12 protein-coding genes are annotated in these 13,084 nt (G+C 72.5%); 2 read left to right on the top strand and 10 right to left on the bottom strand.

Annotation, left to right across the window (positions count from 1 at the left end):
* Positions 1-297: 297 nt before the first annotated feature.
* The 7 genes from Sspor_RS28180 to hrcA all read right to left on the bottom strand — a co-directional run bounded on the left by Sspor_RS28180 (position 298) and on the right by hrcA (position 7,180).
* Complete coding sequence (locus Sspor_RS28180; protein ID WP_373318910.1) at positions 298-1,398, bottom strand: carbohydrate kinase family protein; 1,101 nt, start codon at positions 1,396-1,398, stop codon at positions 298-300.
* 186 nt (positions 1,399-1,584) lie between these two features.
* Positions 1,585-2,490 carry a ribonuclease Z gene (locus tag Sspor_RS28175; protein ID WP_202201611.1) on the bottom strand — a complete coding sequence of 302 codons (906 nt, stop codon included), beginning with the start codon at positions 2,488-2,490 and terminating at the stop codon, positions 1,585-1,587.
* Positions 2,491-2,493: 3 nt separating this feature from the next.
* On the bottom strand, positions 2,494-2,853 hold the full coding sequence (locus Sspor_RS28170; RefSeq protein WP_030027777.1) for a histidine triad nucleotide-binding protein: 360 nt from the start codon (positions 2,851-2,853) through the stop codon (positions 2,494-2,496).
* A gap of 178 nt (positions 2,854-3,031) precedes the next feature.
* On the bottom strand, positions 3,032-3,778 hold the full coding sequence (locus tag Sspor_RS28165) for a 16S rRNA (uracil(1498)-N(3))-methyltransferase (protein WP_202201610.1): 747 nt from the start codon (positions 3,776-3,778) through the stop codon (positions 3,032-3,034).
* Complete coding sequence (locus Sspor_RS28160; RefSeq protein WP_202201609.1) at positions 3,775-4,866, bottom strand: nitronate monooxygenase; 1,092 nt, start codon at positions 4,864-4,866, stop codon at positions 3,775-3,777. The genes Sspor_RS28165 and Sspor_RS28160 overlap by 4 nt, the downstream gene beginning before the upstream one ends.
* Positions 4,867-5,023: 157 nt before the next feature.
* Positions 5,024-6,163 carry a molecular chaperone DnaJ gene (dnaJ, locus tag Sspor_RS28155; protein ID WP_030010180.1) on the bottom strand — a complete coding sequence of 380 codons (1,140 nt, stop codon included), beginning with the start codon at positions 6,161-6,163 and terminating at the stop codon, positions 5,024-5,026.
* The gene (gene hrcA, locus Sspor_RS28150) at positions 6,164-7,180 is read right to left on the bottom strand and encodes a heat-inducible transcriptional repressor HrcA (protein WP_202201608.1); all 1,017 of its coding nucleotides are present in this window, start codon (positions 7,178-7,180) and stop codon (positions 6,164-6,166) included.
* 165 nt (positions 7,181-7,345) lie between these two features.
* On the opposite strand from hrcA, the gene Sspor_RS28145 reads away from it, so the two are divergent.
* Both Sspor_RS28145 and Sspor_RS28140 read left to right on the top strand, forming a co-directional pair.
* Positions 7,346-8,071 carry an MBL fold metallo-hydrolase gene (locus tag Sspor_RS28145; RefSeq protein WP_202201607.1) on the top strand — a complete coding sequence of 242 codons (726 nt, stop codon included), beginning with the start codon at positions 7,346-7,348 and terminating at the stop codon, positions 8,069-8,071.
* A 28-nt stretch (positions 8,072-8,099) separates the two neighbouring features.
* Positions 8,100-8,903 (top strand): DUF3097 domain-containing protein, encoded by an 804-nt coding sequence (locus tag Sspor_RS28140; protein WP_202201606.1) that lies wholly within the window; start codon positions 8,100-8,102, stop codon positions 8,901-8,903.
* A 1-nt stretch (position 8,904) separates the two neighbouring features.
* On the opposite strand, the gene Sspor_RS28135 is transcribed toward Sspor_RS28140, so the two are convergent.
* The 3 genes from Sspor_RS28135 to Sspor_RS28125 form a co-directional block, all read right to left on the bottom strand.
* Positions 8,905-9,459 (bottom strand): Uma2 family endonuclease, encoded by a 555-nt coding sequence (locus Sspor_RS28135; protein ID WP_202201605.1) that lies wholly within the window; start codon positions 9,457-9,459, stop codon positions 8,905-8,907.
* 101 nt (positions 9,460-9,560) lie between these two features.
* Positions 9,561-10,793, bottom strand: coding sequence for a radical SAM family heme chaperone HemW (gene hemW / locus Sspor_RS28130; protein ID WP_202201604.1), 1,233 nt, complete (start codon positions 10,791-10,793; stop codon positions 9,561-9,563).
* 186 nt (positions 10,794-10,979) lie between these two features.
* Positions 10,980-12,872 carry an AMP-dependent synthetase/ligase gene (locus tag Sspor_RS28125; RefSeq protein WP_202201603.1) on the bottom strand — a complete coding sequence of 631 codons (1,893 nt, stop codon included), beginning with the start codon at positions 12,870-12,872 and terminating at the stop codon, positions 10,980-10,982.
* Between the last annotated feature and the right edge of the window lie 212 nt (positions 12,873-13,084).

The following is a 13,084-nucleotide window of genomic DNA, read 5'->3' as shown; positions in this document are numbered from 1 at the left end:
GGCCTGCGCATACCTCCCGCTGAGGGGCCGCGCCGATCGACGACCTCCGGAGTACCAAGCGTACGTCTCCGCCGCTGCTTCCCCGAGAGGTTTTACCGCGGGATCGCCGCCGGGCACACCCTAGGCCGGGTCCGCAAAGTCCCACCTGCCACGCGACGCCTGGCACCGCACCTCGCTGCGTTGTCGGGCACGTCCGAGTACGGCCAGTACACGGACGGCCCTCCGCCTTGCGATGCACGGCGCCAGACGCCGCGTGGCCCGCCCATCGGGCGGCCGGCGCTACTTTGCGGACCCGGCCTAGGCCGGGTACCGGAAGCCGATCGTCGGTACGGCCCTGCGCCGGGCCGCCGGGGCCCCGGCCTGCGGGATCAGGTCGTCCAGGAAGCCGTAGCGGCCGCGCAGCTCCTGCGGGGCGGTCCGCCACCAGTGGGCCACCTCCGGCCAGCCGGGGGCCGACAGGGAGCCGCCGAACTCCTGCACCGACAGGGCCGCCGTCAGTCCGGCGAAGGCGAGGCGGTCCGCGAGCGGCCAGCCCGCCAGGGTGCCGGTCACGAAGCCCGCCACGTAGACGTCGCCGGCGCCCGTCGGGTCCAGCTCGTCCACCGTGATCCCGGGGACGTGCGCGGTCTCCCCGGTGCGCCCGTCCACGGCGTACGAGCCCTCCGCGCCCATGGTCACCACCGCGATCGGCACCTTCTCGGCCAGCGCCCGGGCCGCGGCTCTCGGGCAGTCGGTGCGGGTGTAGCGCATCGCCTCGCCCGCGTTCGGCAGGAAGGCCTCGCAGTGCTCCAGGTCGGCCAGGGCCCCCAGGTCCCACCGTCCGCTCTCGTCCCATCCCACGTCCGCGAAGACCCGCGAGCCGCTGCGGGCGGCCTCGCCGATCCACTCCTCGCCGCGGCCGGGTCCCAGCGCGGCCACGGCCGCGCGGGCCCGCGGCGGGCACTGCGGGAAGGGCCCGGGTCCCGCCGGCGGAGGGGCCTCGTGGCCGTGCGAGACCATCGTGCGCTCGCCCTCGTAGGCCATCGACACGGTGACGGGGCTGTGCCAGCCGGGGATGGTGTGCGACATGGAGAGGTCGATGCCCTCGCCCTGTTCGAGGGCATCCCAGCAGTACTCGCCGTAGTGGTCGTCCCCGAAGGCGGCGGCCAGCGAGGTGCGCAGGCCGAGCCGGGCCAGGGCGGTGGCCATGTTGGCGACGCCGCCGGGGCTGGAGCCCATGCCGCGCGCCCAGGACTCCGTACCGCGTACCGGGGCCGAGTCGAGGCCCGTGAAGATGATGTCGAGGAAGACCGTTCCGGTCAGGAAGACGTCGCAGCCGGGTTCCTCGGGGTCACGCAGCGGACCGAGCGGGTCGACTGCGGCTGCGCGGATTTCGTAGTCCCGACCGGTCACGGCGATCTCCCCGTTGTTTCTCGAAGGCCCGTTCCTGCATGACGGTTTCCCGTGGAAAGCTGCCAGCCCTGCCCACACCGGGCGGGACCAAAACCCAGTGTGGCGCAGATCACTGCGGAACGGCCCTTCGTCCCACGGACCACTCGGCGGGCCCGGGCCCGGTCCGGGCCCCGGCGGGGCCCGGGACCACCGTCAGCCCCGCTTGGGCAGGGGCACCCGCAGCAGGTCCGCGGCCACCGTGAGCTCGCCCTCGAAGCCGGCCGCGCGGGCCTGGCGCTCGAACGCGGCCGGATCGGTGTAGCGCTGCGAGAAGTGCGTCAGCACCAGGTGCCGTACGCCCGCGTCCCGCGCCACCCGGGCCGCCTGGCCGGCGGTCATGTGCCCGTGGTCGGTGGCCAGCCGTTCGTCCTCGTCGAGGAAGGTCGACTCGATCACCAGCATGTCGCAGCCCTCGGCGAGCGCGTCCACGCCGGGGCAGAGCCGGGTGTCCATGACGAACGCGAACCGCTGTCCGGGCCTGGGCTCGCTGACCTCGTCCAGGGTGACCGCGCCGAGCCGCCCCTCACGCTGGATCCGGCCCACGTCCGGCCCCTTGATCCCGTGCCGCGCGAGCAGCTCGGGCACCATGCGGCGCCCGTCGGGTTCGGTGATCCGGTAGCCGAAGGACTCCACCGGGTGCGAGAGCAGCCGGGCCTCCAGGACGTACGAGGACCCCTGCGCGAGCACGCCGTCCGCCGCCACCGGCTCCTCGCGGAGCGGGACGGTCTCGCGGTAGGCCGTGGCGTAGCGCAGCCGGTCGAAGAACTTCTGCCCCGAGGCCGGGTAGTGCGCGGTGACGGGGTGCGGGACCTGGTCGAGGTTGATCCGCTGGATCACCCCGGCGAGGCCGAGGCTGTGGTCACCGTGGAAGTGGGTGATGCAGATCCGGTTGATGTCGTGCGCGGCGACCCCGGCGCGCAGCATCTGGCGCTGGGTGCCCTCGCCCGGGTCGAAGAGGATGCCCTCGCCGTCCCAGCGCAGCAGGTAGCCGTTGTGGTTGCGGTGGCGGGTGGGCACCTGGCTGGCCGTGCCCAGCACCACGAACTCTCGTACGGACACGTGCTATCCGGGGGGCCACTGGAGGCCGCGGCCGCCGAGGACGTGCGCGTGGGCGTGCCAGACGGTCTGTCCGGCTCCGGAGCCGGTGTTGAAGACGATCCGGTAGCCGTGGTCGTCGATCTTCTCGTCGGCGGCGACCTGGGCGGCCTCACGCAGTATGTCGGCGGCGACACCCGGCTCGGCGGCCGCGAGGGAGGCCGCGTCGGGGTAGTGCACCTTGGGGATGACGAGCACGTGCGTGGGCGCCTGCGGGTTGATGTCCCGGAAGGCAACGGTGGTCTCGGTCTCCCGGACCACGGTCGCCGGGACGGCACCCTCGACGATCTTGCAGAACAGGCAGTCGGCCTGCGGTTCCCCGGCCATTGCTTCGCCTCCTGTGACGGTGATCGGTCCGGGCATCGTATCCAGCCGGGCGGCTGCCACGGGCGGGCATTTCGGCCCGTCGGGCCGAGACCGGGGCCGGGCCCGACCGGACCGGGAGCCGGAGCGGACCGTCGGGACCGGACCGTCGGGACCGGACCGTCGGGACCGGCGCGGGCCGTCAGGACCAGCGGCCGGTACGGGCCAGCAGGACGGCGACCGCGGCCGTCCCGGCCGTGGAGGTGCGCAGCACGGAGCGGCCCAGGCGGTAGGGGTGGGCGCCGGCCTCGGCGAAGACCGCCAGCTCCTCCGGGGAGACACCGCCCTCCGGGCCGACCACGAGCACCACGGAACCGGCCTTCGGGAGCTCGGCCGTGGCCAGCGCCTCTGAGGGGGTGTCCCGGTCCTCGTGGAGCACCATCGCCAGGTCGGCGCCGGCCAGCAGCGCCGCCACCTGCTTGGTCGACACGGCCTCGGCCACCTCCGGGAAGCGCACCCGGCGGGACTGCTTGCCCGCCTCCCGGGCCGTGGCCCGCCACTTGGCCAGGGACTTGGCCCCGCGGTCGCCGCGCCACTGCGTGATGCAGCGCGAGGCCTGCCAGGGCACGATCGCGTCCACGCCGGTCTCGGTCATCGTCTCGACGGCCAGCTCGCCCCGGTCCCCCTTGGGAAGGGCCTGGACCACCGTGATCCGGACCTCCGGCTCCGGCTCCTCCTCGATGGCGTTCAGGTCCATGACGACCAGCCGGTCCTTGCCCTCGGCGGCCTTGACCACGCCCTCCGACCAGTGGCCGCGCCCGTCCGTGAGGACCACGTCCTCACCCGGGTTCAGCCGTTTCACGGAGACGGCGTGCCGGCCCTCCGCGCCGTCCAGGACGAACTCCGGTCCCGCGGGGACCTCTTCCACCACGAACACCGGGGCGGTCATGACGCACTCCTCATCTGCATTGCCTTCAACGTGCTCTGTGCCTCGGCCAGTTCGGCCGCCAGCACCTCCACCAGTTCCCCCGCCGGCAGCGGCCGCGCCAGCCGGTGCCCCTGGCCCGCCCACAGGGCCATGCCCTGCGGGTCCCCGGCCGCGGCGGCGGCTTTGCGCAGCCCCGAGGTCAGGTGGTGGACCTGCGGGTACGCGGCCGGGGCGTACGGCCCGTGCTCGCGCATGAAGCGGTTCACCAGCCCGCGCGCCGGCCGCCCGGAGAAGGCCCGGGTCAGCTCGGTGCGGACGAACAGCGGGTCCGTCAGCGCCTTCTTGTGCACCGGGTCCGCGCCGGACTCCGGGCAGGCCAGGAAGGCCGTCCCGAGCTGCGCCGACTCCGCGCCGGCCGCCAGCAGGGCCGCGATCTGCGCGCCCCGCATGACGCCGCCCGCCGCGATGATCGGGAGCGCCACGGCCTCCCGTACCTGCGCGACCAGCGCGAGCAGGCCCACGGCCGCCGTGCCGTCGATCTGCGGGTCGTCCCGGTGGGTGCCCTGGTGACCGCCGGCCTCGGTGCCCTGCACGCAGACCGCGTCGGCGCCCGCGTGCTGGGCGCTGCGGGCCTCCTCGGCGGAGGTCACCGTGACGACGGTGTACGTACCGGCCTTGCGCAGAGCGGCGAGGGCCGCGAAGGCGGGACAGCCGAAGGTGAACGAGACCACCGGGACCGGGTCTTCGAGGAGGATGGCGAGTTTGGCGTCGTAGCCGTCGTCGCTGGTGCCGATGATGTCCTCCTCGGCCAGCGAGATCGCGTACCAGCTCGCCTCGCCGGCCAGCTGCCCCCGGTAGGCCTCCACGGCGGCCGGATCGACGTAACCGGTCTGCGGCATGAAGAGGTTGACGCCGAAACGGCGCCGGGTCAGCGCGCGCACCTGCTTGATCTCCTGGTACATCCCGTCGGCGGTCTTGTAGCCGCCGGCCAGGAAGCCCAGCCCGCCCGCCTCGCACACGGCGGCGGCGAGGGCGGGACAGGAGGCGCCGCCCGCCATGGGAGCCTGCACGATCGGGTACGGGGAGAGACCGTTCGGCGCGGAGGACATGGACTGCATCGTGCCACGTCCCGCGCGGGGGGCCGAATCATCGCATTCGCCTGGCATAGTCCGCTTCCCGACCGGCCTGCGGGCCGCCGCCGGACCATGCGACGAGCCCGGCCCGGGGAATCCCCGGGCCGGGCTCGTGACAGTGCGTACGGGTCGGTCAGCGGCCGTTGAACGCGTCCTTCAGCCGGCTGAACAGACCCTGCTGACCCGGCGCGAACTGGCCCATCGGCCGCTCCTCGCCGCGCAGCTTCGCCAGCTGGCGGAGCAGGTCCTCCTGCTGGGCGTCCAGCTTGCCCGGGGTGGTGACCTCGACGTGCACGATCAGGTCGCCGCGTCCGCCACCGCGCAGGTGGGTGACGCCCCGGCCGTGCAGCGGGATCGCCTGGCCGGACCCGGTGCCGGGCCGGATGTCGATCTCCTCCAGCCCGTCCAGCGTCTCCAGCGGGCACTTGGTGCCCAGCGCGGCCGCCGTCATCGGGATGGTGACCGTGCAGTGCAAGTCGTCCCCGCGCCGCTGGAAGGTCGGGTGCGCCAGCTCGTGGATCTCCACGTACAGGTCGCCGGCGGGGCCGCCGCCGGGGCCGACCTCGCCCTCGCCCGCGAGCTGGATCCGGGTGCCGTTCTCGACACCCGCCGGGATCTTGACCGTGAGGCTGCGGCGGGAGCGGACCCGGCCGTCGCCCGCGCACTCGTGGCACGGGGTCGGGACCACGGTGCCGAAGCCCTGGCACTGCGGGCAGGGGCGCGAGGTCATGACCTGGCCCAGGAAGGACCGGGTGACCTGCGAGACCTCACCGCGGCCGCGGCACATGTCACACGTCTGCGCCGAGGTGCCGGGAGCGGCGCCCTCACCGGAGCAGGTGTTGCAGACGACGGCCGTGTCGACCTGGATGTCCTTGGTGGTCCCGAAGGCCGCCTCGTCCAGCTCCAGGTCGAGACGGATCATCGCGTCCTGGCCGCGCCGGGTCCGCGAGCGCGGGCCGCGCTGCGAGGCCTGGCCGAAGAAGGCGTCCATGATGTCGGAGAAGTTGCCGAAGCCGCCCGCTCCGAAGCCGCCCGCTCCGCCACCGCCGCCCGAGGAGGACAGCGGGTCGCCGCCGAGGTCGTAGACCTGCTTCTTCTGCGGGTCCGAGAGCACCTCGTAGGCCGCGTTGATCTCCTTGAAGCGCTCCTGCGTCTTCGGGTCCGGATTCACATCCGGGTGGAGTTCACGCGCGAGGCGCCGGAAGGCCTTCTTGATCTCGTCCTGCGATGCGTCGCGGCGCACGCCGAGAACGGCGTAGTAGTCCGTGGCCACTTACGACTCCGCCAGGATCTGTCCGACGTAACGTGCCACTGCGCGTACCGCTCCCATCGTTCCGGGGTAGTCCATGCGGGTCGGTCCGACCACGCCGAGTTTGGCGACTGCTTCGCCGCCCAAACCGTAACCGACCGAGACGACCGACGTGGAGTTCAGTCCCTCGTAGGCGTTCTCATGCCCGATCCGTACGGCCATTCCCGACTCGTTGGCCTCGCCCAGCAGCTTGAGGAGCACGACCTGCTCCTCCAGCGCTTCGAGCACCGGCCTGATCGTCAGGGGAAAATCGTGTCCGAAGCGGGTGAGATTGGCGGTGCCGCCGATCATCAGCCGCTCTTCGGCTTCCTCGACCAGGGTTTCGAGGAGTGTCGCGAGCACCGTGGAGACCGTGCCGCGGTCCTCGGCCTCGAAGGATTCGGGGAGGTCCTGGACGAGCGGCGGCACATCGGTGAAGCGCCGCCCGACGACCCGGCTGTTGAGCCGGGCCCGCAGATCGGCGAGGGACGTCTCGCCGAAGGGGCTCGGGCAGTCGATGAGCCGCTGCTCGACCCGTCCGGTGTCCGTGATCAGTACGAGCATCAGGCGCGCGGGAGCGAGCGAGAGCAGCTCCACGTGCCGGACGGTCGAGCGGGTCAGGCTCGGGTACTGGACGACGGCGACCTGCCGGGTGAGCTGCGCGAGCAGCCGCACCGTACGGCCGACGACGTCGTCGAGGTCCACGGCGCCGTCGAGGAAGTTCTGGATGGCCCGGCGCTCGGGCGACGACAGCGGTTTGACCCCCGCCAGCTTGTCGACGAAGAGGCGGTAGCCCTTGTCGGTGGGGATCCGGCCGGCACTGGTGTGGGGCTGGGCGATGTAGCCCTCCTCCTCCAGCACGGCCATGTCGTTGCGCACGGTGGCGGGCGAGACGCCGAGCCGGTGCCGCTCCGTGAGCGCCTTGGAGCCGACCGGCTCCTCCGTCCCGACGTAGTCCTGGACGATGGCGCGCAGCACTTCGAGTCTGCGTTCGCTGAGCATCGCGCACACCTCCAGCTGTGGTCCGTTGCCGTGTTCTGCCGTGTCTGCCGTGTTCTGGCACGTGGTCTGGCACTCTGATCGTTCGAGTGCCAGAGAGCCCCCGCTCAGTGTACGGCCGGGCGGTAAGCCCCTGGCAAGGGAGGCCCGCCAGGGTAGCGTCGCCGTATGGACGTGCGTTGGGAAGGGTCGGGCTGGGAACGGCTGACGGGACGGGCCGGCCGGCGGCGCCTGCCGGTGTGGGACTGCACCGTGGGGCTGGTGGTGGGCGAGGATTCGGTCCTTCTGATCGACCCCGGTTCGTGTCTGCGCGAGGGCGCCGAGGTCCGGGCCGAGGCGGAGCGGCTGACGGGTCGGCGCGTGACCCATATCGCATTCACGCACGGTCATTTCGATCACGTGCTCGGCGGGGCGGCCTTCGCCGGGGCCGAGGTGTTCGGGGCGGTCGGGCTCGCCGCACTGCTGTCGGCGGAACGCGAGGAGCTGCGCGAGGACGCCGTGAAGCACGGGCTCGCGGAGGCCGAGGCGGCGGAGGCGGTGAACCAGCTGGTGCTGCCCCGGCACGAGGTGTCGGGCGAGTGGACGCTGGAACTGGGCGGCGTACAGGTGCTGCTGGCCAATGTGGGGCCCGGGCACAGCGGGCACGACCTGGCCGTCTTCGTCCCGGGCGAACGCGAGGTGGTCTTCTGCGGGGACCTGGTCGAGGAGTCGGGTGAGCCCATGGCGGGCCCGGACGCCACGCCCGCGCGGTGGCCCGCGGCCCTGGACCGGCTGCTGTCGCTGGGCGGGGACGACGCACTGTACGTGCCGGGTCACGGAGCGGTGGTCGGCGCGGACTTCGTCCGTGCGCAACGCGCCACACTGGCGGCCCGTTTCGGCGTGTCGGAGGCGTGACGCGCGCGGCTCTCCTACTGTCGGCCGGATGCGCGAGTACTCCCCCGACCTGACCCCGCAGTGGAAGCGCCCCAAGGCCGTGCCGGAGGTGGCGGCGGACCCCGACCTGGTGGTCGAGGTGGCGGGTACGGACTTCTGCGGCGCGGTGGTGGCCTGCGAGGCGGGCACGGTGACCCTGGAGGACCGCTTCGGCAAGCGCCGGGTGTTCCCGATGGAGCCGCGCGGGTTCCTGCTGGACGGCGCGGTGGTCACCCTGGTCCGTCCGCCCCGGGGCCCGGCGGCGCCGGCCCGTACGGCGTCGGGGTCGCTCGCCGTCCCCGGGGCGCGGGCGCGGGTGGCGCGGGCCGGCCGGATCTACGTCGAGGGCCGGCACGACGCGGAGCTGGTCGAACGGGTCTGGGGCGACGACCTGCGGATCGAGGGCGTGGTGGTGGAGTACCTGGAGGGCATCGACGACCTCCCGGCCGTCGTCGCCGGCTTCGGCCCGGCCGCGGACGCCCGCCTCGGCATCCTGGTCGACCACCTCGTGCCGGGCTCGAAGGAGTCCCGTATCGCGGCGTCGGTGACCTCGCCGGACGTGCTGATCGTGGGCCACCCGTACGTGGACGTCTGGCAGGCGGTGAAGCCGTCCGCACTGGGCATCCCGGCGTGGCCGGTGATCCCGCCGGGCCAGGACTGGAAGACGGGCGTCTGCCGGGCGCTGGGCTGGCCGGAGAACACCGGCGCCGCCTGGCAGCACATCCTGTCCCGGGTGACGTCCTACAAGGACCTGGAGCCGGTCCTGCTGGGCCGCGTGGAGGAGCTGATCGACTTCGTCACGGCGCCGGCCTGAACTACGGCAGGGTGCCGAACTCCGCGGTATCGAGGGTGAGGCCGAGGACATCGAGCGGGACCGGTTCACCGAACTTGCTGGTCCGCTCGGTTCGGTAGTCGGCCTCTTCTCCCGCGCCAAAGGGTTCGGTGAGCACGACGCACTTGGCCTGGAACGGGTCAATGATCAAGTACGTTGGGATGCCGCCGGCCGCGTAGATCGAGCGCTTCGTCACGTAGTCGCGCAGCTTGCTGGTCTTGGAGACGACCTCCACCACCATCGCCAGGGCCGAGGCGGGCACCAGGCGGCCCGACTCCGGCGCTGCCTCGGCCGGCAGGACCACGAGGTCCGGCTGCGGCTCGGACGACTCTGCAGGAATGTCCACGTCCTGGGTCTGGAGCGGATACCAGCGTCCCACCGGGACCTGCCGCTGGACGAACAGGACGATCAGGTTGTGGACGACGTCCGGCCCCGCCATCATCACGATTTCCCCCCTGAGGAGCTCGACCTTGACCCCCTCGGGAGCCTCGAAGCTCTCGAAGTACTCGGTCATCCGGCGATCGTCCACAGCGGTCATCTCCGTGCCCTCCACTTCTGCCGCCGGGCATTGCGGCAGAAGACTATGAACAGGCTAGGCGGCACCTGCCCTGATCCGCAGCAATTCACTCCGTGGAGTGATCAGTCCACCAGGTCCCGGACCACCGCGTCGGCCAGCAGCCGCCCGCGCAGGGTCAGGACGGCCCGGCCCGCCTCGTACGGGCCGGGGGCCAGGAGGCCGTCCGCGAGGGCCTTGCGGGACGCCGTGAGGCCGGCCGGGGCGAGCAGGGACAGCGGGACGCCGTCCACGAGGCGCAGCTCCAGCAGGATCCGCTCGACCCGGCGGTCCTCCTCCGAGAGGAGCTCGCGTCCGGCGCCGGGGGATCGGCCCTCCGCGAGCGCGGCGGCGTACGCGCCCGGGTGCTTCACGTTCCACCACCGCACCCCGCCCACGTGCGAGTGCGCGCCGGGCCCGGCGCCCCACCAGTCGGCGCCGCGCCAGTACAGCTCGTTGTGCAGGCAGCGTCCGGCCTCCGAGGTGGCCCAGTTCGACACCTCGTACCAGGAGTAGCCGGCCTGGGCCATGACCTCGTCGGCGATCAGGTAGCGGTCGGCGTGGACGTCGTCGTCGGTCATGGGGACCTCGCCTCGGCGGATCCGGCGCGCCAGCTGCGTGCCCTCCTCGACGATCAGCGCGTAGGCGCTGATGTGGTCCGGCCCGGCCCCCAGCGCCGCCGAGAGCGTCGCGCGCCAGTCCTCGTCGGACTCCCCCGGGGTGCCGTAGATCAGGTCGAGGTTGACGTGCTCGAAGCCCGCCGCCCGCGCCTCCGCGACGCACGCCTCGGGGCGCCCCGGCGTGTGGGTGCGGTCGAGCACCTTCAGGACGTGCTGCTTGGCGCTCTGCATGCCGAAGGAGACCCGGTTGAAGCCTCCGGCGCGCAGCTCGGCCAGGTATGCCGGGTCCACGGACTCCGGATTGGCCTCCGTGGTGATCTCGGCGTCCTCGGCCAGGCCGAACTCGTCCCGGATCGCCGCGAGCATGCGTACGAGGTCGGCGGCGGGCAGCAGCGTGGGCGTGCCGCCGCCGACGAAGACGGTCCGGACCTGCCGCGGGTCGTCCCCGAGCACCTTCCGCGCCAGCCTGACCTCGTCGATCAGGGTGTCGGCGTAGTTCTCCCGGGAGGCGAGCACACCGCCGGTGCCCCGCAGCTCGGTGGCCGTGTAGGTGTTGAAGTCGCAGTACCCGCAGCGCGTGGCGCAGTACGGGACGTGCAGGTAGAACCCGAGCGGCCGCTCCTCCGCGCCCGCCAGGGCATGCGACGGCAGCGAGCCGTCTTCGGGCATGGGTTCACCGTCGGGGAGTGCGGAAGGCATACCCCCATCATCCCGCACCGGGCCGGGCGCTCCCGCCGACCTCGCATCCGGCCCCGCCGGCGTTTGAGGCGCGGGGTCCGGGGCGGAGCCCCGGGAGCCGGTCGCAGCCGAGACACGGGGCCGCCCGGGAACGGCGGGGTCGGCGGGGCGGGCCACCGCCCGGCCCCGCCTGGCCCGCCGCAGGCGCTACGCCTCGCGGGACCCCTCGTACATCTCCTCGATCAGGTGCTTGAACTCACGCTCGACCACCGGTCGCTTCAGCTTCAGGCTGGGCGTGAGGTCGCCGTGCTCGACGTCGAGGTCGCGCGGCAGCAGCCGGAACTTCTTGACCGTCTGCCAGCGCTGCAGGCCCTCGTTCAGGGTCTGTACGTACGTCTCGATCAGGCGGTTGGTCTCCGGCGCCGCCAGGACCTGCTGGTACGTCTTGCCCTCCAGCCCGTTCTCGGCCGCCCAGACCAGGATCGACGGCTCGTCGAGGGCGATCAGCGCGGAGCAGAAGTTACGGTCGGCGCCGTGCACGACGATCGTCGACACGTACGGGCAGATCGCCTTGAACTGGCCCTCGATCTCGGCCGGGGCGACGTACTTGCCGCCCGAGGTCTTGATCAGGTCCTTCTTGCGGTCGGTGATGCGCAGGTAGCCGTCGGCCGACAGCTCTCCGATGTCGCCCGTGTGCAGCCAGCCGTCGGACTCCAGGACCTCGGCGGTCTTGTCCGGCTGCCGGTGGTAGCCCTGCATGATGCCGGGGCCGCGCAGCAGCACCTCGCCGTCGTCGGCGATGCGGACCTCGGTGCCGGGGAGCGGCTTGCCGACCGTGCCGGTGCGGTAGGCCTCGCCCGGGTTGACGAAGGAGGCCGCGCTGGACTCGGTCAGGCCGTAGCCCTCCAGGATGTGGACGCCCGCGCCGGAGAAGAAGAAGCCGATCTCGGGGGCCAGGGCGGAGGCGCCGGAGACGGCGGCCCGCAGCTTCCCGCCGAAGGCCTCGCGGAGCTTGGAGTAGACGAGCGCGTCGGCGATCTTGTGCTTGGTGGTGAGGCCGAAGGGGGCGGTCGCCTGGCCGGTGCGGCGGAAGTTGTCCTGCGTGACCTTGGCGTACTCGCGGGCGACGCCGACCGACCACTGGAAGATCTTGTACTTGGCTCCGCCGGCGGCCCGGGCCTTGGCGGCCACGCCGTTGTAGACCTTCTCGAAGATGCGCGGGACGGCGGCCATGTAGGTCGGCTGCACGATCGGCAGGTTCTCGATGATCTTGTCGATCCGGCCGTCGACGGCGGTCACGTGCCCGGCCTCGATCTGCCCGGAGGTCAGCACCTTGCCGAAGACGTGGGCCAGCGGCAGCCACAGGTACTGGACGTCCTCCTTGCCGATCAGCCCGGTGGCGACCATGGCCTTGGCCATGTACGACCAGTTGTCGTGCGGCAGCCGGACGCCCTTGGGACGGCCGGTGGTGCCGGAGGTGTAGATGAGGGTGGCGAGCTGGTCGGAGGTGATGGCCGCGACCCGCTCCTTGACCGCCGCGGGGTGCTTGGCGAGGTACTCCTTGCCACGCTCCTCCAGCTCGGCGAGGGAGAGCACCCAGCCCTCGGGGTCGCCCTCGGCGGCGACCGCGTCGGCGGCGTCCAGGACCACGACGTGGGCGAGCCTGGGCAGCTCGGCGCGGCGCTCGCGCGCCTTCGCCAGCTGCTGCGCGTCCTCGGCGATGAGCACCCGGCTCTCGGAGTCCGAGAGGATGAACGCCGACTCGTCCGCGTTGGTGCTGGGGTAGATCGTGGTGACCGCGCCGCCGGCGCACATCACGCCGAGGTCGGAGAGGATCCAGTCGACCCGGGTGTTGGAGGCGAGCGCGACGCGCTCCTCCGTTTCCAGGCCGAGGGCGATCAGCCCGCCGGCGATGGCGAACACCCGCTCGGCCGCCTGGCCCCAGCTGAGTGATTTCCAGTCGTCGGCGCCGCTCCGGCCGTCGGCCGCCGGCACCGGGTACCGGTAGGCCTCGTCGTCGGGCGTCGCTGCGACGCGCTCAAGGAAGAGCACCGCCACGGTGGGCGGGCGGTTCTCGAGATAGGTCTGTGTGTCGCTCACGACATCCTCCGGACCGATCCACGCGGTAGTGCGTGGGCGTGGGGCGCTGGGGGGCGCTGGGGACTGGCGGGTTTGGCAGCCTTTGACTTTTTAAACTGGCGAGTAACCGTCGAGCAGTGATCAGACTAGAGCGCGACCGGCGTGCGCGTAAGGGCCCGCGAGCGGCCGCTTCATAACGAAACAGGCCCCCGCACCTGAGTGCGGGGGCCTGC

The sequence above is a fragment of the Streptomyces spororaveus genome, from assembly GCF_016755875.1.
Taxonomy (GTDB): domain Bacteria; phylum Actinomycetota; class Actinomycetes; order Streptomycetales; family Streptomycetaceae; genus Streptomyces; species Streptomyces spororaveus.
Note: the sequence above shows the minus strand (reverse complement) of the source record. Positions and strands in the feature narration are given on the sequence as shown.

Coding starts and splice junctions, on each gene's coding strand:
- Sspor_RS28140 (WP_202201606.1), top strand. CDS start 8,100: ATGCGCGAGTACTCCCCCGACCTGACCCCGCAGTGGAAGCGCCCCAAG.
- Sspor_RS28170 (WP_030027777.1), bottom strand. CDS start 2,853: ATGGCCGGGGAACCGCAGGCCGACTGCCTGTTCTGCAAGATCGTCGAG.
- Sspor_RS28160 (WP_202201609.1), bottom strand. CDS start 4,866: ATGTCCTCCGCGCCGAACGGTCTCTCCCCGTACCCGATCGTGCAGGCT.
- hrcA (WP_202201608.1), bottom strand. CDS start 7,180: ATGCTCAGCGAACGCAGACTCGAAGTGCTGCGCGCCATCGTCCAGGAC.
- Sspor_RS28165 (WP_202201610.1), bottom strand. CDS start 3,778: ATGACCGCCCCGGTGTTCGTGGTGGAAGAGGTCCCCGCGGGACCGGAG.
- hemW (WP_202201604.1), bottom strand. CDS start 10,793: ATGCCTTCCGCACTCCCCGACGGTGAACCCATGCCCGAAGACGGCTCG.
- Sspor_RS28135 (WP_202201605.1), bottom strand. CDS start 9,459: ATGACCGCTGTGGACGATCGCCGGATGACCGAGTACTTCGAGAGCTTC.
- Sspor_RS28145 (WP_202201607.1), top strand. CDS start 7,346: ATGGACGTGCGTTGGGAAGGGTCGGGCTGGGAACGGCTGACGGGACGG.